Origin of the sequence: Streptomyces sp. NPDC102441 (assembly GCF_044765585.1) — a bacterium.
Classification (GTDB): Bacteria; Actinomycetota; Actinomycetes; order Streptomycetales; family Streptomycetaceae; genus Streptomyces.
Window position 1 is genome coordinate 285,549 of sequence record NZ_JBIWKH010000004.1, and the last position, 22,692, is coordinate 308,240.

A 22,692-nucleotide genomic window follows, 5' to 3' on the forward strand; every position below is an offset into this window, starting at 1 on the left:
GCATCCCGGGCGGAGGACCCCTAAGGGTGCCCGCACCCCCGGTGCTCAGGGGTCATCCCGGAGAGGTACGCACAGTTGCTCCCGAGGGCTGACGCTTGTTCCCGCCCGATTTGGTCAGATGGACAACAACCACTCCTGACCACATCGGGTGAGAATGGCGGCGGGGAGTGGACACGCGTAACGGGATGGCTAGCCGCCGACCACGGAGGTAGAGCACACATGGCACCGAACGACAGCGCAGAGACCAACGGCGAGGCCACGGGCACTGTCGTGGGCCGCCGGAAGGCGGCGCGCTACATCGTCCCGTTCGCGGTGGCGGGCGTGGCGGCCGCGACGATCGGACTCGTCCCGGCGCTCGCGGACTCCGGAGACCCGGAGCTCCCGGACATCACCGCGCAGGAACTCATCGAGAAGATCGCCTCGTCGGACGAGGAGCAGCTCTCCGGCACGCTGAAGGTCAGCACCGACCTCGGCATCCCGTCGCTCGGCGGGTTCGCGGACTCCTTCGCCCCGGACGCCGGATCCGGATCGGGCGAGTCGAGCGCGTCCCCCGACACCAAGCTGATGGAGCTCGCCTCCGGGACGCACACGCTCCGGGTCGCGGCCGACGGCCCCGACAAGCAGCGCCTCTCGATCCTCGGCGAGGGCTCCGAGTACAGCGTCGTCCACAACGGCGACGACATCTGGGGATACGACAGCGGGAGCAACGAGGTCTACCACGCGGAGTCCGGCGAGAGCGGGCGTCCGAGCGGCAAGGCCGAGAAGCACAAGGCGCCGGAGGGAGTGCCGGCCACCCCGAAGGAGTTCGCCGAGAAGGCGCTCACCGCCGCGGGCGACACCACGTCCGTCACCGTCGACGGCACCGCCCAGGTGGCGGGGCGCGACGCCTACAAGCTCGTGATCAAGCCGAAGCAGTCCGGTTCGACGATCGGCTCCGTCACCGTCGCGGTCGACGCCTCGACGGGCGTACCGCTGAAGTTCACGCTCGCCCCGAGCAGCGGCGGCAAGGCCGTGGTCGACGCCGGGTTCACGAAGGTCGACTTCGCGAAGCCCGACGCCTCGTCCTTCTCCTTCACCCCGCCCAAGGGCGCGAAGGTGACCGAGGCGGACGAGATGAAGGCCGAGGCGGAGAAGCAGGGCAAGGCGGCCAAGGCGGACAAGGCGCAGAAGGACCTGGGGGCCCTGGAGGGCTTCAAGGGCCTCAACGTCATCGGCGAGGGCTGGAACGCCGTCGCCGAGATCGAGGTGCCGGGCGAGGCGGGACTCCCCACCAAGGGCTCCGGCGACGTACCCGCGCAGGGGCAGCAGCTCCTGGACGCGCTCGGCGACAAGGTCACCGGCGACTTCGGCTCGGGCACGGTCTTCGAGACACGCCTGGTCAACGCGCTGCTGACGGATGACGGCAAGGTCTACGTCGGTGCGGTCACCAAGGACGCGCTGGTCAAGGCGGCCGACACCGCCAAGTAGGACGCACCGTACGCCCCGCCCCGTCGTACGCTCCGTACGGCGGGGCGGTTCGTGCGACGGGGCGGCCCGTGCGGCGGACCCCGTCGCGGGGTGCCGGACACGGCGGGACAGGACCGGGAGTGCGCATGACCGACACAGCGGCCGCGACGGCGGGGCCGGACACGGGGCCGGAGCCCGGCGTGGTGATCGAGACACGCGGGCTCACCAAGCGCTACCGCGGCGGGCAGTTGGCCGTCGACGGGCTGGACCTCACCGTCCCCGCCGGGAGCGTCTTCGGCTTCCTCGGGCCCAACGGCTCCGGCAAGACCACCACGATCCGGATGCTCATGGGGCTCATCGACCCGACCTCCGGCACCGCGCACGTCCTGGGCCGCCCCATGCCGGCCGCCGCCCGGACGGTGCTCCCGCAGGTCGGCGCGCTCATCGAGGGACCCGCGCTGTACGGGTTCCTGACCGGCCGCGACAATCTCGTGCGCTTCGACTCCGCCGACCCGGCCGCCGACCCGAGGACCCGGCGCGCGCGCGTGGAGAACGCCCTGGAGCGGGTCGGGCTCGCCGCCGCCGCGGGCAAGAAGGCCAAGGCGTACTCGCTGGGGATGAAGCAGCGCCTCGGGCTGGCCGCCGCTCTCCTCCAGCCGCGCGGACTGCTCGTGCTGGACGAACCGACCAACGGCCTCGACCCACAGGGCATGCGTGAGATCCGCTCCCTGGTCCGGGAGCTGGCGGGCGAGGGCACCACCGTCTTCCTCTCCTCCCACCTGCTCGACGAGATCGAACAGGTCTGCACCCACGTGGCGGTGATGGCCCGCGGCCGCCTCCTCGTCCAGGGCCCGGTGGCCGCGCTCGCCGCGGGCGCCCGCGGCCGGCTCGCCGTGACGACCCCCGACCCGGGTGACGCGGCACGCGTCCTCGCGGAGCACGGGACGACGGGGATCGTGACCGACGGGGACCGGGTGAGCGCCGACGCGCCGCCGGGCGAGGTGGAACTCGCGGACCTCAACGCGGCCCTGGTGCGCGGTGGTGTCCGCGTACGCGCCTTCGGCGTCGAACGGGCCTCGCTGGAGGACGCCTTCGTAGCACTCACCGGAGAGGGATTCGATGTCGCAGGCTGAACTCACGGCTGTCCCGGCACCCCGCGCGGCGCGCGGGGCGCTGTGGACCCTCGGGATCCTCCGCTCCGAGCTGGCCACCACGCTCCGCCGGTGGCGCACCCTGGCCCTGCTCGGTGTGCTGGCGGCCGTGCCCGTCCTCATCGGGATCGCCGTCAGGATCGAGACGGGAGACGGCTCACGGGGCGGACCCGGCGGTGGCGGCCCGGCCTTCCTCTCCCAGATCACCGACAACGGCCTGTTCCTGGTCTTCGCGGCCCTCTCGGCGACGCTCCCCGTCTTCCTCCCGATGGCGGTCGGCGTCATCGCGGGGGACTCCGTCGCGGGCGAGGCGAGCGGAGGCACCCTGCGCTATCTGCTGGTCGCGCCGGCGGACCGTACCCGGCTGCTGCTCGCGAAGTACGCGTCCGTGCTGGTGTTCTGCCTGGTCGCCACCCTGGTCGTGGCGGCGTCGGCGCTGGCGGCCGGGGCGCTGCTCTTCCCCGTCGGGGAGGTCACGACGATCTCGGGTACCCGGATCGGCTTCGGCGAAGGACTTCTGCGGGCCGGACTGATCGCCGTCGCGGTGGCGGCGTCCCTCATCGGCTTCGCGGCGCTGGGCCTCTTCGTCTCGACGCTCACCAACAGCGGGGTCGCGGCGATGGCGGCCACCGTCGGGGTGCTGATCACCGTGCAGATCCTGGACACGATGCCGCAGCTGGACGGGATCCACCCGTATCTCTTCCCGCACTACTGGCTGTCCTTCACGGACCTGCTGCGCGACCCGGTCTACTGGGACGAGATGGCCAGGAACCTGGGTCTGCAGGCGCTGTACGCGGCGGTGTTCGGCTCTGCGGCCTGGGCGCGGTTCACCACGAAGGACATCACCGCCTGAGGGGACCGGCACGGGGCCGTCCGTACCGTCGGCCGGTCGAGCCGTCCCCCGATCGGCTCGTCGCGGCACGAACGGCACGAACGGTGTACTGCGCGGAACGTCACGACACGGTACGTTCCGTTTCCAGCGTGGTCATTGTTCGACTTTTGGCGACGACCTGTCAATAAGCGGTGGGCGGAATCCCCCTATGCTCACCGAATGATCACATCGCCGAGTTCCCTGCGCCGCAGCGAGAGGTCACGACGGGCGACGCTGGACGCCGCTCTGGAGCTGTGTACGGAGAAGGGGTACGGCCGGGTCACCATCGAGGCCATCGCCGCCCGCGCCGGCGTGAGCAAGAAGACGATCTACCGCTGGTGGCCGTCGAAGGTCGCCGTGATGCTGGAGGCCTTCGCCCAGGTGCTCGTCGGCGCCACACCGTTCGCGGAGACGGGCGACATCGAGGCTGACCTCCGGGCACACATCAACGGTCTGGTGAGGCTGTTGTCGACGCCGCCGTACGGGCCGGCCTACTCCGGGATCCTGTCGGAGATGCATCACGACGACGAGCTCGCGCGGGCGGTCCGTGAGCAGTTGGTCGACCCCCGCTTCGAGGCGGCCGTGGGGCGCCTGCGGCGAGCCCAGGAGCAGGGGCAGATACCGTCCGGCGCCGATCTGCCGCTCGCGGTGGAGCTGCTCTACGGCCCCGTCTACTACCGCCATGTGCTGCGGAAGCCGGCGCAGGACGAGGCTACGGTCGCCACGCTGGTCTCCCATGTCCTGCGGTCCCTGACGGGCGGAGGCGACCCGGCGGGGGCTCCGGGCGGCACCCCCGCTCCGGGCGGCGCCCCTGCTCCGGGCGGCACCCCAGCTCCGGAGGGCGTTCCCGGAGTGGAGCGCCTCAGCTGAAGAAGGTCTTCGCCCGCGATGTGGCCCCGGTGTCGGTCAGCACGTCACCGGGCCTGCTGCCGTTGCCCAGCAGCACCCCGCCCCACCGCATCCCGAGGTAGCGCGCCGAGTTCCGCAGGGTCCCCACGAGGGGCTCGGCGACCTCGGGGTCGCTGTCCGCGAGGGCGGTGACCCCCCACAGCGTCTTGCCGGCCATCCGCCGCTGGAAGTCGGCCCCGGGGGCCTCCAGCCAGCCCGACCAGTGGTCCAGGTAGCGCTTGGTGGCGGTGGAGACCGCGTACCAGTACAGCGGTGAGGCGATGACCACGTCGGTGGCGGCGAGTGTCGCCTCCAGCAGTGCCGCGGAGTTCCCCGCAGGGGCCGGGTGGCCGTCCCCGTGCCGCCGGTCCTCGAAGTCGGGCAGCGGAAGGTCACGGAGGTCAATCCACCGCTGCCCCGTACCGGCCGGGAGCTGTTCGGCCGCGAGCCGGGCCAGAGTCTCGGTGTTGCCGCTGTCACGGCTGCTGCCGAGCAGGAAGAGGAAGTCGCGCGTGGTCATGCTGTGCCCCCAATTGATTGCGTACAGCTTTTACCGGCGTACGCATCATATGCATGTGCATGGAGTTTAGGGGAGATGCTTTTCGGCCGCCAGGTGTGGAGATCTCTCGGGCGGTGGCACGTGGTCTCCGGCGAAGAGCCGTTCGAGCACCACCGCGACGCCGTCCTCCCCGTTCGAGAGCGTGATCTCGTCGGCGGCCGCCCGCAGCTCCGGGTGTGCGTCGGCCATCGCCACCCGGTGGCCGACGCGGCGGAACATGGGCAGGTCGTTGGGCATGTCGCCGAACGCCACCGCGCCGGCGAGGTCGCGGCCCAGCAGCCCGGCGGCAAGCTCGATCCCGGTGCCCTTGTCCACGCCGAAGGGCGCCAGCTCCACCGTCCCCGGGCCCGCCATCGTGACGGACGCCAGATCGCCCACCGCCCCGCGGGCGGCCGCCGCCAGCTCGTCGTCCGTCAGCTCCGGGTGGCGCATCAGGACCTTGATGACGGGCGCCGCCCACAGCTCGGCGCGACGCCCGGCCCGCTGCGCGGGGAGCGAGGGGTGCGGCATGCGGTAGCCCGGCTCGATCAGGGTCCGGCCGTCGGCGCCGTCCTGGTCCACCGCCGCGAACACCTGCCCGACCTCGGCCTCGATCTTGCCGAGCGCGGTGTCGGCCAGCTCCCGGTCGAGCGTCGCCGAACTGAGCATCCGGGCCGCCCCGGCGTCGTACACCTGCGCACCCTGCCCGCAGGCCACGAGCCCGTCGTAGCCGAGGTCCGTGAGCAGTGCGCGTATGCCGGGAACCGGCCTGCCCGTGACGATCAGATGCTGTGCGCCGGCCGACGAGGCACGGGCGAGGGCGGCACGGGAGCGAGCGCTCACGGTGTCGTCGGAACGCAGCAGCGTGCCGTCCAGATCGGTGGCGACGAGGGTGTATGCGGCGAGTGGCGTGAACATGAGGTCAGCCTAGAGAGATCGCTTTGCCGTCGTACGCCGCTGACCTGCGCGGACGGTCGCCCCGTCAGCCGACACGGAATGCGCGGCCCTCCCGCGCCCTCACCGCGCCCTCCCCGTCGTCCCTGGGGGCGGTCCGGTCACCGTGGCGGGCAGGCCCCGCAGGCGTGTCCGTGGCACGCGGCCAGCAGTTCCCCGGCCGCCGTGCTCACCGCCGGATCGCCGTCCGTGGCCAGCCGCTCGGCCGTCGTCCGACCGGCCAGGACCGCACGGTGCGCGTCCCTGGTCCACTCCGCGTGGTGGGCATGGCCATGGGCGAGGATCGTCCCCAGCAGGCCGAGCACTCCGGCGCGGTCCTTCACCGTCTCCATGGAGGCGAGTTCCCAGAGGAACGGCACCGTGGCCACCGTCGCGTCGAACACGGCCATGGCACCGATCGCCCGGCCCAGATCGCTCAGGGCGTCCTCGGCCGACTCGCTGTCGCCCCAGGCGATCCGTGACAGCAGACCGGGGACCTGGGACGCGGAGCCCTGGGCATGGCGCAGCTCATGCCACTGAACGTGCCTCATGTCCCTCAGGATCGTCCCCATCCGGGCACTCAATCAGCCTTTACGGGTGCCGTCCACCGTGCTTGCCACACTCGTTCCTGCGGGCGCCGAGGCCTGGGCCGCCCGTACGGCCAGGCGCAGGGCCTCGGCCCTCGTACGCCGTGCCGTCCGCAGCGCGTCCCAGGTCAGCAGGGCCAGCGCCACCCAGACCAGTGCGAAGCCGGCCCACCGCTCGGGCGGCATCTCCTCGTGGAAGTACAGGATGCCCAGCGCGAACTGGAACACCGGCGCCAGATACTGCAGCAGGCCCAGGACGGACAGCGGCACCCGGATCGCCGCCGCGCCGAAGCAGACCAGCGGGATCGCGGTGACGAGCCCGGTCACGGCGAGAAGGGCACCGTGCCCCGCACCCGCGGACAGGAACGTCGAGTCGCCGCTCGCACCGAGCCACAGCAGGAAGCCGAGGGCGGGCAGGAACAGCACGGCGGTCTCGGCGGCCAGGGACTCCAGGCCGCCCATGCCGACCTTCTTCTTCACCAGGCCGTACGTCGCGAAGGAGAACGCCAGTACCAGTGAGATCCACGGCGGCTGCCCGTAGCCGACCGCCAGCACGAGCACCGCGGCGAAGCCGGTGGCCACCGCGGTCCACTGCGCCGGCCGCAGCCGCTCACCGAGCAGCAGGACGCCCATGGCGATCGTGACCAGCGGATTGATGAAGTAGCCGAGTGACGCCTCGACGACGTGGCCGTTGTTGACGGACCAGATGTAGAGGCCCCAGTTGACCGAGATGACGGTCGCGGCGATCGCGATCAGCCCCAGCCGGCGGGGCTGCCGGATCAGTTCGCCGATCCACGCCCAGCGGCGCAGGAACAGCAGGGCGATACCGACGACCCCCAGCGACCACACCATCCGGTGGGCGAGGATCTCCACCGCCCCCGACGGTTCCAGCAGCGGCCAGAAGAGGGGCACGAGACCCCACATCACGTACGCGCCGGCTCCGTACAGCAGGCCTGCCCGCTGTTCGTTCTTCCCCTTCACGGGCCCTCCCGGCATCCCTGTGCCGGCGGTCGGCCGACTGCACGACGGTAGCGCCGGAAGAGCCTCCTGTCATTGCCGTCTCAGGGAGACGGTCATGACAGGCGCGGGCGCGCCCGTTCAGGCGGAGGCGACCGCCGAGGCGACGGTGTCGGCCAGGGGGGTGGCCGGCCGGCCGATCAGGCGGGCCAGGTCGCCGCTCGTCCCGGCGAGCAGGCCGCGTGCGATGGCCTCGTCGACGTCGACGAGGATCGCGGCGAAGGGCTCGGGCAGCCCGGCCCCGACGAGGATCTCCTGGTGCACGGCGGCCGGGACCCGCTTGTAGGTGATCTCCTTGCCGGTGGCCGCGGCGACCACCGCGGCGTACTCGTCCAGCGACCAGCTCACGTCGCCGCTCAGCTCGTACGCCGCGCCCAGGTGCCCCTCGCCGGTCAGCACGGCGGCGGCGGCGTCCGCGTAGTCGGCCCGCGTGGCGGAGGCGATGCGCCCGTCGCCCGCGTTGCCGACGACGGCGCCGTGCTCCAGGACAGGGCCCAGGTTCGCCGTGTAGTTCTCGGTGTACCAGCCGTTGCGCAGGAAGGTGTGGGGGAGACCGGAGTCCAGGATCAGCTGCTCGGTCACCTTGTGCTCCGCGGCCAGCAGGAAGTCCGCGTCGGGTCCGCCCAGCACTCCCGTGTACGCGAGCTGTGCCACCCGCGCCGCCTTCGCGGCCTCGATCAGGGCGGTGTGCTGCGGTACGCGCCTGCCGACCTCGCTCGCCGAGATCATCAGCACGCGGTCACCGGCCCGGAACGCGCCGGCGAGGGTCTCGGGGCGGTCGTAGTCGGCGATGCGGAGCTCGACGCCCCGGGCGGCGAGCGGCGCGGCCTTCTCCTTGTCGCGGACGACGGCGACGATCCGGCCGGCCGGGACCGTGTCGAGCAGCCGCTCGACGACGAGACGGCCGAGCTCGCCGGTGGCTCCGGTGACAACGATGCTCATGAGGGTTCTCTCCTGGTGGCGCTGAATCATGCTGCGAGTGGAACAGCACTCACCATAGGAGGTGTACTAACTCTGGGAAAGTACCCACTTTGAAGTAAGGTACTGGTATGACGGTAAGCATCCTGGACGAAGTGGGCGGCTGGCGCGCGGACGTCAACCAGCAGAACTGCCCCTCCCGGCTGATCCTCGAACACATCACCAGCCGGTGGGGCGTGCTCGTGCTGGCCGCGCTGCTGGAGCGCTCCTACCGGTTCGGCGAACTGCGCCGCACGGTCGGCGGCGTCAGCGAGAAGATGCTGGCCCAGACCCTCCAGACCCTGGAGCGCGACGGTTTCGTGCACCGGGACGCGAGGCCGGTGATCCCGCCCCGCGTGGACTACTCGCTCACTCCGCTCGGCAGGCAGGCCGCCGACCAGGTCTGGGCGCTGGCGCGCTGGTCCGAGCGGCAGGTGGACCAGGTCGAGTCGGCCCGCGCGGCATACGACGGGGCCCGGAGCCAGTCGGCTCCGGACCCCGGTGGGCAGGCGTGACGGCGGATCAGCCGACCACGGTCCAGGTGTCGTTGCCCGCCAGCAGGTTGCTCAGGTCACCCTTGCCGTGCTGCTCGATCGCGGCATCGAGCTGGTCCGACATGAGGGAGTCGTAGACGGGGCGCTCGACGCTGCGCAGAACGCCGATGGGCGTGTGGTGCAGGGTGTCCGCGTCGGCCAGCCGGGACAGCGCGAACGCGGTCGTGGGGCTGGGGTTGTGGGCGTCGTGGACGAGGACCTGGGACTGGTTCTCCTCGGTGACCGCGACGACGCCCAGGTCCCCCGTGAGGGGATCGCGGACGACACCCTTGTTGCCCTCGGCGCCGAAGCGGATCGGCTTGCCGTGTTCGAGGCGGATGACCGCCTCCTCCGCCCGCTCCTTGTCCTTGAGCACCTCGAAGGCGCCGTCGTTGAAGATGTTGCAGTTCTGGTAGATCTCCACCAGCGCCGTGCCCGGGTGGTCGGCGGCCGCGCGGAGCACGCTCGTGAGGTGCTTGCGGTCGGAGTCGACGGTGCGGGCGACGAAGGAGGCTTCGGCGCCCAGGGCGAGGGAGACCGGGTTGAAGGGGGCGTCCAGCGACCCCATCGGCGTCGACTTGGTGATCTTGCCGACCTCGGAGGTGGGACTGTACTGCCCCTTGGTGAGCCCGTAGATCCGGTTGTTGAACAGCAGGATCTTGAGGTTGACGTTGCGGCGCAGGGCGTGGATGAGGTGGTTCCCGCCGATGGACAGCGCGTCGCCGTCGCCGGTGACGACCCAGACGGACAGATCGCGGCGGGAGGTGGCCAGGCCCGTCGCGATGGAGGGGGCGCGGCCGTGGATGGAGTGCATCCCGTACGTGTTCATGTAGTACGGGAAGCGGGACGAGCAGCCGATGCCGGAGACGAACGTGATGTTCTCCTTGGCCAGCCCCAGTTCGGGCATGAAGCCCTGCACGGCCGCGAGGACCGCGTAGTCGCCGCAGCCCGGGCACCAGCGCACCTCCTGGTCGGACTTGAAGTCCTTCATGGACTGCTTGCCCTCGGCCTTGGGGACCAGTTGGAGGAGTTCGTTGGCGTCAGGCATCAATGGCCTCCTTGAGGGCGGTGGCGAGCTGCTCGGCCTTGAAGGGCATTCCGTTGACCTGGTTGTAACTCCGGGCGTCCACGAGGTACTCGGCCCTCAGCAGCAGGGCGAGCTGCCCGAGGTTCATCTCCGGGACCACGACCTTGTCGTAACGCCTCAGCACCTCGCCGAGATTCCGCGGGAACGGGTTGAGGTGGCGCAGATGTGCCTGCGCGATCGTCTCGCCGGCGGCACGCAGCCGGCGTACGGCCGCGGTGATCGGCCCGTACGTCGAACCCCAGCCCAGGACCAGGGTGGTGGCGCCCGCCGGGTCGTCGACCTCGACGTCGGGGACCCGGATGCCGTCGACCTTCGCCTGCCGGGTGCGGACCATGAAGTCGTGGTTGGCCGGGTCGTAGGAGATGTTCCCCGTGCCGTCCTGCTTCTCGATCCCGCCGATCCGGTGCTCCAGGCCCGGGGTGCCCGGCACGGCCCAGGGGCGGGCCAGTGTCTCCGGGTCCCGCTTGTACGGCCAGAACACCTCTGTGCCGTCGGCCAGTTCGTGGTTCGGGCCGGTCGCGAACTGTGTCCGCAGATCCGGGAGGCTGTCGGTCTCGGGGATCCGCCACGGCTCGGAGCCGTTCGCCAGATACCCGTCCGAGAGCAGGAACACCGGCGTCCGGTAGGTCAGCGCGATCCGGGCGGCGTCGAGCGCCGCGTCGAAGCAGTCCGCCGGGGTCTTCGGCGCCACGATCGGGACCGGCGCCTCACCGTTGCGCCCGTACATGGCCTGAAGCAGGTCAGCCTGCTCCGTCTTGGTCGGCAGACCGGTGGACGGACCGCCCCGCTGGATGTCGATGATCAGCAGCGGCAGCTCCAGCGAGACCGCCAGGCCGATCGTCTCCGACTTCAGTGCCACACCCGGGCCCGACGTGGTCGTCACGCCCAGCGACCCGCCGAACGACGCGCCGAGAGCCGCCCCGATGCCGGCGATCTCGTCCTCCGCCTGGAACGTCCGTACGCCGAAGTTCTTGTGCTTGCTGAGCTCGTGCAGGATGTCGGACGCCGGGGTGATCGGATACGAGCCCAGATACACCGGCAGATCCGCCTGCCGGCCCGCGGCGATCAGCCCGTACGACAGTGCGAGGTTCCCCGAGATATTGCGGTACGTGCCCGTCGGGAAAGCGTGCGAGGCCGGTGCGACCTCGTAGGAGACGGCGAAGTCCTCCGTCGTCTCACCGAAATTCCAGCCCGCGCGGAAGGCGGCCACATTCGCCTCGGCGATGGCCGGCTTCTTGGCGAACTTCGACCGGAGGAATGTCTCCGTCCCCTCGGTCGGACGGTTGTACATCCAGGACAACAGCCCGAGCGCGAACATGTTCTTCGACCGCTCGGCCTCTTTGCGGGAAAGGCCGAACTCCTTCAATGCCTCGATCGTCAAGGTCGTCAACGGCACAGGATGCACGTTGTACGCCTCGAGCGAGCCGTCATCGAGAGGGGACTCGGCGTATCCGACTTTCGCCATCGGACGCTTGGTGAACTCGTCCGTGTTCACAATGATGTCGGCCCCGCGCGGCACATCGTCGATATTCGCCTTCAGGGCGGCGGGATTCATCGCGACCAGCACGTTCGGCGCGTCGCCCGGTGTCAGGATGTCGTGGTCCGCGAAATGCAGCTGGAACGACGACACGCCGGGCAGCGTACCGGCGGGCGCCCGGATCTCGGCCGGGAAGTTCGGCAGCGTCGACAGGTCGTTCCCGAACGACGCGGTCTCCGACGTGAACCGGTCACCCGTCAACTGCATGCCGTCGCCCGAGTCACCCGCGAAACGGATGATCACCCGGTCCAGGCGGCGGATTTCCTTCTCGGCGGCACCCGTACGATCAATGTGCGGGGCGCGCTGCTCCCCGACGACAGCCTCGCTGGCCTCATCGGACTTTCCGGCTGGGCTACTGACCTGGCTGGTCACTGAACTGGACCTCCCTCGGGGCGGCGGCTCGGGACCGGCCGACCCGCCGGCGGTCCAGGCCCCACCCTACTTCTGTAAGGGTCGCCTTCCTCGGACCGGTCATATGGTGGACGCGTTTTCGAGACATGAATGCGTCCTGCTTTGCCATATTTTTCCGGATCCTTCGGTCACTGGACGAACCCCTCGGCACTCATCCTTTCGTCTTAGGCCTGAGGTTTCGCCGCGCTGCGGTGGATCATCCAGATGATCGTGAGTAGATCATCGCTTCGTCAGGAGTTCAGATAAGTGAGAACGGCGAGAACGCGCCGGTGATCCCCGTCACTGGGTGACAGGCCGAGTTTCAGGAAGATGTTGCTGACGTGCTTCTCCACCGCTCCGTCACTGACCACCAGCTGGCGGGCGACGGCCGAATTCGTACGCCCCTCCGCCATCAGGCCCAGCACCTCCCGCTCGCGCGGCGTGAGCCCCGCCAGGACGTCCTGCTTGCGGCTGCGGCCCAGCAGCTGTGCCACGACCTCGGGGTCCAGGGCCGTCCCGCCCTGCGCCACCCGCACCACGGCGTCCACGAACTCCCTGACCTCGGCGACCCGGTCCTTCAGGAGGTAACCCACCCCGCGGCTGCTGCCGGCCAGCAGCTCGGTCGCGTACTGCTCCTCGACGTACTGCGAGAGCACCAGCACCCCGATCTCCGGGTAGTCCTTGCGCAGCCGCACCGCCGCTCGCACGCCCTCGTCGGTGTGGGTCGGCGGCATCCGCACGTCGGCGACCACCACGTCCGGCAGCGCGCCCTGCCCCGCGAGGTCGCCCACCGTCTTGATCAGCGCCTCGGCGTCCCCGACCCCCGCGACGACGTCGTGCCCGAGATCGGTCAGCAGCCGGGTGAGTCCCTCCCGGAGCAGCACCGAGTCCTCGGCGATGACGACCCGCACTCTTTCCTCCACGACGTTGTGTCCCCCACTGTCGGTGTTCCGTGTGTTCGTGTGTTCGTGTGTTCGCCGCTGTTCGCGGCCGCTCGTGTGTCCAGCATTCCAGCATCGGCGCCCGTACGGGCCGTACACCGGTGGTTCCGGTGCCACGGGACGCGCCGCAGTGCCCCGGCCGCCGTCGAGGCGGCCGGGGCACTGCGGCTTCGGTGCGGAGCCGGTGGTCAGCCCCGCCAGGGCAGCTCGGCTGTGACCGTCGTCGGGCCGCCGGCGGGGGAGTCGACGACGAGGATGCCGTCCACCGCGTCCAGCCGCTCCGTCAGCCCGGCCAGCCCGCTGCCCGTCGACACACCGGCTCCGCCGCGCCCGTCGTCGCCGACCTGGAGCATCAGCCGGTCCCCCGCCCGCCATACGTCGACGGAGGCGCGGGTGGCCCGGGCGTGCTTGCTGACGTTCTGGAGGAGCTCGGAGACCGTGAAGTACGCGATGCCCTCTATGGCCTGCGCGGGCCGCGACTCCAGGTCCACCGCGACCTTCACGGGGACGGTGCAGCGTGAGGCGATGGCGGAGAGTGCGGCGTCGAGTCCGCGGTCGGTGAGGACGGCGGGGTGGATGCCGCGGGCGAGGTCGCGGAGTTCCTGGAGGGCGACCTTGACCTCGCCGTGGGCCTCGTCGACCATGCGGGCGGCGGCTTCGGGGTCGTGGTCGAGCTTCTCCTTCGCCAGCCCCAGATCCATCGCGAGGGCGACGAGGCGGGCCTGTGCGCCGTCGTGGAGGTCGCGTTCGATGCGGCGCAGGTCCGCGGCGGCCGTGTCCACGACCACACCACGGTCCGACTCCAGCTCCGAGACCCTGGTGGCCAGCCGGGAGGGGCTGAGCAGACCCAGGACCATCGCCCGGTCCACGCTCGCCAGACCACGGATGATCCACGGCGTGACCAGGACGAGAGCCAGACCGAACGCGCTGGTGACCGCCAGCTCGAAGGGCGAGTCGAGGTAGAACTGGTGCGTCTGGTCGCCGTACAGCTGGATGCCGTCGATACCCGCGTACGCCGGGAAGACCCAGCGCCACAGCGGGTAGGTGAACGCCGCCCAGCCGTACGCCCAGAACGCCACCGCGACGCTGAACGCGAAGACCGCCCACGGCATGTGCAGCAGCGCGTAGAGCAGATGCCGCCAGGACACCCCGCTCTTCAGCACCGCGCCGACCCAGGACATCAGGCCGCCCTTCCCGCGCGCCGGCGCGGGCTCCGCGATGTCCAGCCTCAGCAGCCCGCGCGCCCGGCCCCGCTCCACGACACCGAAACCGCGGCACATGACGAGGCCGGCGGCGAGCACCGGGATGCCGAGGAAGGTGATCAGCAGACCGAGGCCCATGGACACCATGGTGATCGCGAAGCTGAACAGCACCACGCTGATCGGCAGGCTCAGGAACAGATAGGCCAGCTCGCGCCACGTACGCGCCTCGAAGGGCGCGCGGAGCGCCGCGGGGAAGAAGTGCTTCGCCGGCGGGTAGCCCCCCGGCCCGGGTCCGGGGCTGTAGCGGTCCCGCGTGTCCGGTCCGTATGCCGTGGCCATCAGAGGCGTCCGTCCGTTTCTTCTGAGCGGGAACTCCCCGCGGGCCGATACAACGGCTGATATCCCAAGACTGCTGTGCCGGGGGCCTTCACACCATGAGGAGGGTCTCCGTATCCGGCAGGGGGTTTTCCCCACCATGGGGATTCCCGTGTCATGCCGCACCGGCCCGGTCGGCCGCGGTGTCCAGGCGGTCACGCCAGGGCAGCTCCGCGGTGACCGTGGTGGGGCCGCCCTCGGGGGAGTCCAGGACGAACAGCCCGTCGACCGCGCCCAGCCGCTCCGCCAGCCCCGACATGCCCGTACCGCCGTCGAGCCGGGCGCCGCCCGCCCCGTCGTCACGGACCTGGAGCATCAGCCGGTCCCCGGACCGCCACACGTCGACCGCGGCCGCACCGGCGCGGCTGTGCTTGCTGACGTTCTGGAGGAGTTCGGAGACCGTGAAGTAGGCGATGCCCTCGATGGCCTCGGCCGGCCGTCCCGGCAGCTGCACCGACACGGTCACGGGGACGGTGCAGCGTGAGGCGATGGCGGAGAGTGCGGCGTCGAGTCCGCGGTCGGTGAGGACGGCGGGGTGGATGCCGCGGGCGAGGTCGCGGAGTTCCTGGAGGGCGACCTTGACCTCGCCGTGGGCCTCGTCGACCATGCGGGCGGCGGCTTCGGGGTCGTGGTCGAGCTTCTCCTTCGCCAGCCCCAGGCCCATCGCGAGGGCGACGAGGCGGGCCTGTGCGCCGTCGTGGAGGTCGCGTTCGATGCGGCGCAGGTCCGCGGCGGCCGTGTCCACGACCACACCACGGTCCGACTCCAGCTCGGCGATCCTGCGCTCCAGCTCGTCGGAGGGCGGGAGCAGCGTCCGCACCATCGCCCGGTCCGCGTTCGTCAGCCCGCGCGCGATGTACGGAAGTACGGGCCAGAGGACGAACAGGCTCACCAGCGTCACGGCGAACGTCGCCACACCCCACGGCAGCCGGATGAACGAATACAGCAGGGTGCGCCAGCCCACCGGATCCTTCAGCCCCGCCCACAGCCAGGTGAAGAACCCCTGGTCCCGGCGGCCGCGCACCATCGGGCTCGGCTCGTCGATCCGCACCCCGAGCATCCTCCGTGCCCGGCCGCGCTCGGCCCGTCCGAGACCGCGCGCACCCTGTAGTCCCACCGCCAGCAGGGGCAGCCCGATCACGGTGACGGAGAGTCCGGCACCCACGGCGACCAGGAGCACGGTGTAGACGAACCCGGCGACGGCCATCGGCAGATTGGCCAGGAGATACGCGATCTCCTTCCACGTCCACCGGTCGAAGGCGAAGCGCGCGGGCGGCGGCCGGTCGTTGTCCGGCAGGGAGGGGCTCATGGTCATACGACCAGCGTGCCGGGCCGGGCGCGCCCACGCCATGGGGTTCGTGGGTGGGGCCGAGTAGGGATAACCCCACCTCGCCGGTCACCTCCCGCCCCACCTGTTCAGCGACGGGGCTGCTTACCGTCTCTTTAACAGGGCCTAGACTCCCGTGCGTACAGACCGTCGAACAGGTTGAGGGAGCGAGGGGCGGACGTGGCGGACGTGCCGGGACCGACCGTTCTCGCGTCGGACTACTTCCAGAGTTACTCCGTGGTCGGACTGCTCGCCTTGGTGGGCGTGCTGTTCGTCGCCGTCGCCTTCGGTGCCGGCCGGCTGCTCAGGCCCGTGGTCCCGACGCCGGAGAAACTCCTCACGTACGAGTGCGGCGTGGATCCCGTGGGCGAGGGCTGGGCCCACACCCAGGTTCGCTATTACGTGTACGCCTTCCTGTACGTGATCTTCGCCGTCGACTCGATCTTCCTGTTCCCGTGGGCGACGGTCTTCGCGGCCCCGGGATACGGGGCGACGACGCTGGTGGAGATGTTCATCTTCCTCGGTTTCCTGGCCGTGGGACTGCTCTACGCATGGAAGAAGGGCGTCCTCGAATGGGCGTGACGAGCCGGCCGAACCCCGAACCCCCCGTGTCGCTGCCCGACCCGACGCCGCTGCCCGGCAAGAAGCTCGGCGTGCTGTCCCGGCTGGCGCCCGAACCGATGAAGGTGGTCCTCAACTGGGGCCGCCGCTACAGCCTCTGGGTCTTCAACTTCGGACTCGCCTGCTGCGCCATCGAATTCATCGCCGCCTCCATGGCACGGCACGACTTCATCCGGCTCGGCGTCATTCCCTTCGCGCCCGGTCCCCGGCAGGCCGACCTGATGGTCGTGTCCGGCACGGTGACGGACAAGATGGCCCCCGCGGTGAAGCGGCTCTACGAGCAGATGCCCGAGCCGAAGTACGTCATCTCCTTCGGGGCCTGCTCCAACTGCGGCGGCCCGTACTGGGATTCGTACTCCGTGACGAAGGGCGTCGACCAGATCATCCCCGTCGACGTCTACGTACCCGGCTGCCCGCCCCGGCCCGAGGCGCTCCTCCAGGGCATCCTCAAGCTCCAGGAGAAGATCGCCCGCGAATCGCTCGCCGAGCGGTACAGCACGGAAAACACGCCCCGCCCCTCGGCCGCCGCCCTGCGCAGCGGTCTCGTGGCGGCCCCGAAGACACCGGGGGAGGGGGGCAAGTGACCGCTGCGGACCTCTACAGCACGCTGCCCGACGCCGTCACCGACGTCTTCGGCGCGGACGCCACCGCCGCGCACGCGTACGACCTGCTGACGGTCGACGTCCCCGCCGCCTCCTGGATCGCCGCGCTCGAAACGGCCCGCGACGAGCTGGGCTGCACCTACTTCGACTGGCTGAGCGCCGTCGACGAGCCGGGCACCGGCTTCCGCGTCTGCGCCCATGTCGCGGCCCTCGGCGGCGGCATGGTGCGGCGCCTGCTGGTCCGGACGACCGTCCCGCACGACGCGGCCACCCTGCCCACCGCCGTCGACGTCTACGCGGGTGCCGCGTGGCACGAGCGTGAGACGCACGAGATGTTCGGCATCGGCTTCGAGAACCACCCTCATCTGGTCCCGCTGCTGCTGCCCGAGAGCTTCGAGGGCCACCCGCTGCGCAAGGACTTCGTCCTGGCGGCCCGGGTCGCCAAGGCCTGGCCTGGGGCGAAGGAGCCGGGCGAGTCCGAACACGGCGGGCCCAAGCGGCGCACGATGCTGCCGCCCGGCGTGCCCGATCCCAATGAGTGGGGCCCACTCAAGGGGCAACTGCCGCCCGCACCGGCCCGTCCGGCCCGCGGGGCACGCGCGGCGGGGGACCGCCCGGCGCGCCGGGCACGGACCGCGAGCGAGGGTTCGGCGGCCCAGCGGCCTGACGGCTCGGCGAGCCGGAAGGCGCCGGTGACCCCGACGCCGGCCACACCGGCCGAGGCTCCAGGCACAGATCGGGACGCACCGTGGCACGACGCCCGCCCGGCATTCGACGAACCTGGCGAACCCGGTGAGCCCGGTGAATCCCAGCCCCTCCGGCGTTCGAGGAGCGGGGGCCCGGGGGCGGAGCCCCCGGTTCGGGAAGGGGCGGGCAGGGGAGACGCCCCGCGCAGCGGCACCCCCGACGCCCCGGTCTCCGAACCCCCCGCCGAACTGACCCCCGATGCACCGGCGCCCGAACCCCCCGCCGAGCCGACCCCCGATGCACCGGACACCCCCGAGGCCCCCCGACCCCCCGACACCCCCGCCGGAGGCGATACCGCGTGAACGACGTACTCGACGTCGCCCTCCGCCTCGTCATCGTCTTCGCCGTGTTCATGGTGGTCCCGCTCGTGGTGGGACAGGCCGAACACAAGGTGATGGCCCACATGCAGGGCCGCCTCGGCCCCATGTACGCCGGCGGCTTCCACGGCTGGGCCCAGCTCGTCGCGGACGGCGTGAAGTTCGCGCAGAAGGAAGACGTCGTACCGGCCGCCGCGGACCGCCGCATCTTCCAGCTGGCGCCCGCCGTCGCCCTGCTCCCGTATCTCCTCGTGATCGTCGCCATCCCGATCGGCCCCGGCGAGGGGGCGGTCGGCCAGGTCGTCGACGCGGGCATCTTCTTCGTGCTGGCCGTCATGGGCGTCGGCGTGCTCGGTTCGCTGATGGCGGGCTGGGCCTCGGCCAACAAGTTCTCCCTCCTCGGCGGTCTCCGCACCGCCGCGCAGCTCCTCGCGTACGAACTGCCGATGCTCCTCGCCGCGGCCTCCGTGGCCATGGCGGCCGGTACCGTCTCGCTCCCCGGCATCCTCAACGCCTTCGAGTGGTGGTGGCTGCCCTGGCAGATCGTCGGCGCACTCGTCTTCTTCGTGGCGGGGCTCGCCGAACTCCAGCGCCCGCCCTTCGACATGCCGGTCGCCGACTCGGAGATCATCTTCGGGGCGTACACGGAGTACACGGGCCTCCGCTTCGCGTTGTTCCTGCTCGCCGAGTACGCCGGGATCGTCGTCCTGTGCGGCCTGACGACCGTCCTCTTCCTCGGCGGATGGCACGGACCGCTGGGTGCCGACGGGCTCGGCTGGGTCTGGACCCTGCTCAAGACCGGTGTACTCGCGTTCGTCGTCATCTGGCTCCGGGTCACCTACCCCCGGCTGCGCGAGGACCAGCTGCAGAAGCTCGCCTGGACCACGCTCATCCCCCTCGCTCTCGCGCAGATCGCGCTCACCGGCATCGTGAAGGTGGCGATCAACTAGTGCCCCCGATCCCCGGCTCAGGCCTGGCCAAGGGTCTCGCCGTCACCCTGCGGACCATGACGAAGCGCACGGTCACCGCGCAGTACCCGGATGTCCAGCCCGAACTGCCGCCCCGCACCCGGGGCGTCATCGGACTGTTCGAGGAGAACTGCACGGTCTGCATGCTCTGCGCCCGTGAATGCCCCGACTGGTGCATCTACATCGACTCCCACAAGGAGACGGTGCCCCCGGCCGCCCCCGGTGGCCGCGAGCGCAGCCGTAACGTCCTGGACCGATTCGCGATCGACTTCGCCCTGTGCATGTACTGCGGTATCTGCATCGAGGTCTGTCCTTTCGACGCGCTGTTCTGGTCGCCGGAGTTCGAGTACGCGGAGACGGACATCCACGAACTCACCCACGAGCGCGACAAGCTCCGCGAGTGGATGTGGACCGTTCCGGAACCGCCCGCGCTCGACCCGGGAGCCGAGGAGCCCAAGGAGATCGCCGCCGCCCGCAAGACGGCCGACAAGCTCCAGGCCCAGGAGGCCCAGGCGGCCGAGGAAGCCCAAGTGGCCCAGCAGGACCCGTCGGACCAGGCAGCGGAACAGGAGGGGCAGGAGTGACCCTCGCGGCTGCCGGCCACCCCGGCTTCCTCTCACCGAGCGGCGTCGAGATCGCCTTCCTCCTGGTCGGGCTCGCCACCCTCGGCGCGGCCCTCATCACCGTCACGACCAAGCAACTCGTCCACGCGGCCCTCTGGCTCGTCGTGGCACTCGGCGGCATAGCGGTGGAGTACCTCCTCCTCACCGCCGAGTTCATCGCGTGGGTTCAGGTCCTGATCTACGTCGGCTCCATCGTGGTCCTCCTCCTCTTCGGGCTGATGCTCACCAGAGCCCCCATCGGCCGTTCACCGGACGCCGACTCGGGCAACCGGTGGATCGCCCTCGGCGCGTCCGTCGCCGCCGCGGCCGCGCTCGTCTGGGTCGTCGTGGACGCCTTCCGTACGACCTGGATCGATCTCGACGGCCCCGCCCAGGGCTCCACCAAGGCCTCCGGGGAGTTCCTCTTCCGGCACTGGGTGCTCCCCTTCGAAGCGCTCTCCGTCCTGCTGCTCGCCGCCCTCGTGGGCGCGATCGTCCTGTCCCGCAAGGACCGCCAGGACAAGCGGGGCAAGCAGAGCCCGCAGGGCAAGCAGGGCCGCCGGCCCGGCCAGGACCGGCCGGCCGTGAACCGGGAGGACAAGAGCTGATGCACCTCGCCTATCCCGCCGTCCTCGCCGTCCTCCTCTTCTGCACCGGGCTGTACGGCGTACTCGCCCGCCGTAACGCGATCCTCGTCCTGATGTCCGTCGAGCTCATGCTCAACGCCGTCAACCTCAACCTGGTCGCCTTCGACGTCTGGCTCCGCGACGCACTCCACACGGGCCAGGCCCTCACCCTCTTCACCATCGCCATCGCCGCGGCCGAGATCGGCATCGGCCTCGCGATCGTCCTGGCCGTCTACCGCAACCGCGGCAGCTCGGACGTCGACCGCCTCCGTGACACCGCGGAGACCGACGACGCCGAAACACTCCCCGACGACGCGGATGACGCGGACGACGCCGCCCGGGGCACCACCGCAGACCAGGCCACTGCTCCGGCAGGGAAGGCAAAGAAGGCAGAGGCCACCGCGTGACCACCACGACCCTCGCCGTTCTCGTCCCCCTCCTCCCCTTTCTGGGCGCCGCCGCAGGGCTGCTCCTGGGCCGGACCGCGCCCGGCTTCGTACGCCCCCTGGCCGTCCTGCCGACCCTCGCCGCAGCGGTCCTCGCCGTCCTCGTCGCCGCACGCCAGGGCGGCGGCCGGCCCATCGACGCCGCGACCCAGCTGACCCCCACAGGCTCGGTCCCGGTCGACCTGGCCCTGCACCTGGACGGCTTCGCCGTCCTCGTCGCCGTGCTGGTCGGACTCGTCGCCACCTGCGTCCAGATCTACTCGACGGCGTATCTCAAGGACGACGCCCGCTATCCCTCGTACGCGGCTCTCGTCTCCCTCTTCACCTCCGCGATGCTGCTCGTCGTCTACTCCGGCGACCTCATGGTGCTCCTGGTCGGCTGGGAGATCATGGGCATCTGCTCGTACTTCCTCGTCGGCCACTACTGGGAGACCCCCGAGGCCCGCGCGGCCTCCCTCAAGGCCTTCCTCGTCACCAAGCTCGGCGATGTGCCCTTCCTCATCGGCCTGTTCGCGCTCGCCGCCGACACCGGCACCTTCCGCATCACCGGGATCCTGGCCGCCGTCACCAACGGCGGACTCGACCACCCCACCCTCATCGCCCTGCTGCTCCTCGCCGGCGTCGCGGGCAAGTCCGCGCAGTTCCCCCTGCACACCTGGCTGCCCGACGCGATGGCCGGCCCCACCCCCGTCTCCGCGCTCATCCACGCCGCGACGATGGTCGCCGCCGGTATCTACTTCGTGGCCCGTCTCCTCCCCGTCTTCGCCGCCTCCGGCGCCGCCCTCGTCGTCCTCGCCGTGATGGCGGCCGTCACGATGATCGGCTCCGGACTCGCCGCACTCGCACAGGACGACATCAAGCGTGTCCTCGCCTACTCGACGATCGGCCAGCTCGGCTACATGTCCGGCGCCCTGGCCGTGGGCGACCGCGGGGCCGCCGTATTCCACCTCATGTCGCACGGTGCGTTCAAGGCCGTCCTCTTCCTCGCGGCGGGCGTCGTCATCCACGCGGCGGGAACCAACTCACTCGCCGCCATGTCCCGCATGGGCGGGCTGGCCAAGCGCATCCCCGACGCCTACTGGACGATGACCGTCGCCCTCCTGGCACTCGCCGCCATCCCCCCGTTCGCCGGCTTCTTCTCCAAGGAGGCCGTCCTCGTCGCCGCCGAGCACACCGCCTTCGGGGACCGAGACATCGCCCCGGCCGCAGCCGGCTGGACGGTCCTCGTCGCCGGACTCGCCGCCGCGGTCCTCACCGCCGCCTATGCCACCCGGCTCTGGCTCCTCGCCTTCCGGGGGCGCGGCCAGGAGGCCCCCGACCACGGCAGGCAGCCCGCCGCGATGACCTCCGTCCTCTGGGTCCTCGCCGTCCCCACCATCGCCTTCGGCCTCACCACCGGGGTCCTCGTCGACTGGTTCGACGGACACAGCCTCACCCCCTCCCTCACGACCGCCGTCCTCTCCACCGGCGTCGGGCTTGTCGGCGGGCTCGTCACCTACGGGGCGTGGCGCCACACCACGGCGCTCGCCGGCCGCCCCCCGGTCGGCGCGGTCGCCGCCCACCCCGACGCCGAACCCGCCCTCGTGGAGGCCGAGTCGATGGCCTCGCACACCGCGGCCTACGGCACCATCGCGGGCGCCCAGGACCCCTCGGACCCCGGCAGGCTCCTGCTGGGCCCGCTGCACCGCCACGCGGTCACCGGCTTCCACCTCGACGCCCTGTACACGGTGCTGTTCGTCCGCCCCGTGGCAGCCGCCGCACGGCTCGTCCGCTTCCTGGACCGTGAGGTCGTCGACACCTACGTACACGGATCGGGCAGCATCGCCCGCGGACTCGGCACCCTGATCCGCCGCGCCCAGACCGGCAACGTGCAGACCTACCTCGGCGCGCTGCTCGCCGGAACCCTTGTCCTGGCGATCGCCGCCGTCGTCTTTGCCAACGTCTACGCCGGGGCGTGAACCGTGTTCGATATCAGCGCATCCG

23 protein-coding genes are annotated in these 22,692 nt (G+C 71.0%); 13 read left to right on the forward strand and 10 right to left on the reverse strand.

What is annotated here, in order from left to right:
• Positions 1-219: 219 nt before the first annotated feature.
• The 4 genes from ACIREO_RS10040 (at position 220) to ACIREO_RS10055 (ending at position 4,338) form a co-directional block, all read left to right on the forward strand.
• On the forward strand, positions 220-1,467 hold the full coding sequence (locus tag ACIREO_RS10040; RefSeq protein ID WP_404107125.1) for an outer membrane lipoprotein carrier protein LolA: 1,248 nt from the start codon (positions 220-222) through the stop codon (positions 1,465-1,467).
• A gap of 125 nt (positions 1,468-1,592) precedes the next feature.
• Positions 1,593-2,579: an ABC transporter ATP-binding protein gene (locus ACIREO_RS10045; RefSeq protein ID WP_404107127.1), complete on the forward strand. Its 987-nt coding sequence runs from the start codon at positions 1,593-1,595 to the stop codon at positions 2,577-2,579.
• The gene (locus tag ACIREO_RS10050) at positions 2,566-3,450 is read left to right on the forward strand and encodes an ABC transporter permease (RefSeq protein ID WP_404107128.1); all 885 of its coding nucleotides are present in this window, start codon (positions 2,566-2,568) and stop codon (positions 3,448-3,450) included. Before ACIREO_RS10045 ends, ACIREO_RS10050 begins: the two co-directional genes overlap by 14 nt.
• A gap of 198 nt (positions 3,451-3,648) precedes the next feature.
• Entirely contained in the window at positions 3,649-4,338 is a 690-nt protein-coding gene (locus ACIREO_RS10055) for a TetR/AcrR family transcriptional regulator (RefSeq protein WP_404107130.1), read from the forward strand.
• Here the strand turns inward: ACIREO_RS10055 and ACIREO_RS10060 are convergent.
• From ACIREO_RS10060 to ACIREO_RS10080, 5 genes are all read right to left on the reverse strand, one after another.
• Entirely contained in the window at positions 4,331-4,876 is a 546-nt protein-coding gene (locus ACIREO_RS10060; RefSeq protein ID WP_404107132.1) for a flavodoxin family protein, read from the reverse strand. The two genes, ACIREO_RS10055 and ACIREO_RS10060, sit on opposite strands and share 8 nt — an antisense overlap.
• 66 nt (positions 4,877-4,942) lie before the next feature.
• On the reverse strand, positions 4,943-5,812 hold the full coding sequence (locus tag ACIREO_RS10065) for an HAD family hydrolase (protein ID WP_404107133.1): 870 nt from the start codon (positions 5,810-5,812) through the stop codon (positions 4,943-4,945).
• 137 nt (positions 5,813-5,949) lie between these two features.
• Positions 5,950-6,399: a hypothetical protein gene (locus ACIREO_RS10070; RefSeq protein ID WP_404107135.1), complete on the reverse strand. Its 450-nt coding sequence runs from the start codon at positions 6,397-6,399 to the stop codon at positions 5,950-5,952.
• A 12-nt stretch (positions 6,400-6,411) separates the two neighbouring features.
• Entirely contained in the window at positions 6,412-7,395 is a 984-nt protein-coding gene (gene rarD, locus ACIREO_RS10075; RefSeq protein WP_404107136.1) for an EamA family transporter RarD, read from the reverse strand.
• Positions 7,396-7,512: 117 nt separating this feature from the next.
• Positions 7,513-8,373, reverse strand: a complete 861-nt coding sequence (locus ACIREO_RS10080; RefSeq protein ID WP_404107138.1) for an SDR family oxidoreductase — start codon at positions 8,371-8,373, stop codon at positions 7,513-7,515.
• Positions 8,374-8,480: 107 nt separating this feature from the next.
• On the opposite strand from ACIREO_RS10080, the gene ACIREO_RS10085 reads away from it, so the two are divergent.
• A complete protein-coding gene (locus ACIREO_RS10085; RefSeq protein ID WP_404107139.1) occupies positions 8,481-8,903 on the forward strand; it encodes a winged helix-turn-helix transcriptional regulator in 423 nt (140 codons plus the stop codon).
• Positions 8,904-8,910: 7 nt separating this feature from the next.
• Here ACIREO_RS10085 and ACIREO_RS10090 read toward each other — a convergent pair whose 3' ends face one another.
• The 5 genes from ACIREO_RS10090 to ACIREO_RS10110 all read right to left on the reverse strand — a co-directional run bounded on the left by ACIREO_RS10090 (position 8,911) and on the right by ACIREO_RS10110 (position 15,768).
• Positions 8,911-9,969 (reverse strand): 2-oxoacid:ferredoxin oxidoreductase subunit beta, encoded by a 1,059-nt coding sequence (locus ACIREO_RS10090; RefSeq protein ID WP_404107141.1) that lies wholly within the window; start codon positions 9,967-9,969, stop codon positions 8,911-8,913.
• Positions 9,962-11,917 (reverse strand): 2-oxoacid:acceptor oxidoreductase subunit alpha, encoded by a 1,956-nt coding sequence (locus ACIREO_RS10095; protein WP_404107143.1) that lies wholly within the window; start codon positions 11,915-11,917, stop codon positions 9,962-9,964. The genes ACIREO_RS10090 and ACIREO_RS10095 overlap by 8 nt, the downstream gene beginning before the upstream one ends.
• A gap of 269 nt (positions 11,918-12,186) precedes the next feature.
• A complete protein-coding gene (locus ACIREO_RS10100) occupies positions 12,187-12,846 on the reverse strand; it encodes a LuxR C-terminal-related transcriptional regulator (RefSeq protein WP_404107530.1) in 660 nt (219 codons plus the stop codon).
• Between the two features lie 218 nt (positions 12,847-13,064).
• Positions 13,065-14,417 carry a sensor histidine kinase gene (locus tag ACIREO_RS10105; protein WP_404107145.1) on the reverse strand — a complete coding sequence of 451 codons (1,353 nt, stop codon included), beginning with the start codon at positions 14,415-14,417 and terminating at the stop codon, positions 13,065-13,067.
• 151 nt (positions 14,418-14,568) lie between these two features.
• Positions 14,569-15,768, reverse strand: coding sequence for a sensor histidine kinase (locus tag ACIREO_RS10110; RefSeq protein ID WP_404107147.1), 1,200 nt, complete (start codon positions 15,766-15,768; stop codon positions 14,569-14,571).
• A 192-nt stretch (positions 15,769-15,960) separates the two neighbouring features.
• On the opposite strand from ACIREO_RS10110, the gene ACIREO_RS10115 reads away from it, so the two are divergent.
• The 8 genes from ACIREO_RS10115 to ACIREO_RS10150 are packed head-to-tail and all read left to right on the forward strand — an operon-like array spanning position 15,961 to position 22,667.
• Positions 15,961-16,362, forward strand: a complete 402-nt coding sequence (locus ACIREO_RS10115) for an NADH-quinone oxidoreductase subunit A (RefSeq protein WP_053930253.1) — start codon at positions 15,961-15,963, stop codon at positions 16,360-16,362.
• Positions 16,353-16,985, forward strand: a complete 633-nt coding sequence (locus tag ACIREO_RS10120) for an NADH-quinone oxidoreductase subunit B (RefSeq protein WP_404107149.1) — start codon at positions 16,353-16,355, stop codon at positions 16,983-16,985. Before ACIREO_RS10115 ends, ACIREO_RS10120 begins: the two co-directional genes overlap by 10 nt.
• Positions 16,982-18,052 (forward strand): NADH-quinone oxidoreductase subunit C, encoded by a 1,071-nt coding sequence (locus ACIREO_RS10125; RefSeq protein ID WP_404107150.1) that lies wholly within the window; start codon positions 16,982-16,984, stop codon positions 18,050-18,052. Before ACIREO_RS10120 ends, ACIREO_RS10125 begins: the two co-directional genes overlap by 4 nt.
• Positions 18,049-19,017 carry an NADH-quinone oxidoreductase subunit H gene (locus tag ACIREO_RS10130; protein WP_404107152.1) on the forward strand — a complete coding sequence of 323 codons (969 nt, stop codon included), beginning with the start codon at positions 18,049-18,051 and terminating at the stop codon, positions 19,015-19,017. The genes ACIREO_RS10125 and ACIREO_RS10130 overlap by 4 nt, the downstream gene beginning before the upstream one ends.
• Positions 19,017-19,619 carry a NuoI/complex I 23 kDa subunit family protein gene (locus tag ACIREO_RS10135; RefSeq protein ID WP_404107154.1) on the forward strand — a complete coding sequence of 201 codons (603 nt, stop codon included), beginning with the start codon at positions 19,017-19,019 and terminating at the stop codon, positions 19,617-19,619. Before ACIREO_RS10130 ends, ACIREO_RS10135 begins: the two co-directional genes overlap by 1 nt.
• On the forward strand, positions 19,616-20,245 hold the full coding sequence (locus tag ACIREO_RS10140; protein WP_404107156.1) for an NADH-quinone oxidoreductase subunit J: 630 nt from the start codon (positions 19,616-19,618) through the stop codon (positions 20,243-20,245). The genes ACIREO_RS10135 and ACIREO_RS10140 overlap by 4 nt, the downstream gene beginning before the upstream one ends.
• Positions 20,245-20,670: an NADH-quinone oxidoreductase subunit NuoK gene (nuoK, locus tag ACIREO_RS10145; RefSeq protein ID WP_404107157.1), complete on the forward strand. Its 426-nt coding sequence runs from the start codon at positions 20,245-20,247 to the stop codon at positions 20,668-20,670. The genes ACIREO_RS10140 and nuoK overlap by 1 nt, the downstream gene beginning before the upstream one ends.
• Positions 20,667-22,667: an NADH-quinone oxidoreductase subunit L gene (locus ACIREO_RS10150; protein WP_404107159.1), complete on the forward strand. Its 2,001-nt coding sequence runs from the start codon at positions 20,667-20,669 to the stop codon at positions 22,665-22,667. The genes nuoK and ACIREO_RS10150 overlap by 4 nt, the downstream gene beginning before the upstream one ends.
• Positions 22,668-22,692 lie beyond the last annotated feature (25 nt).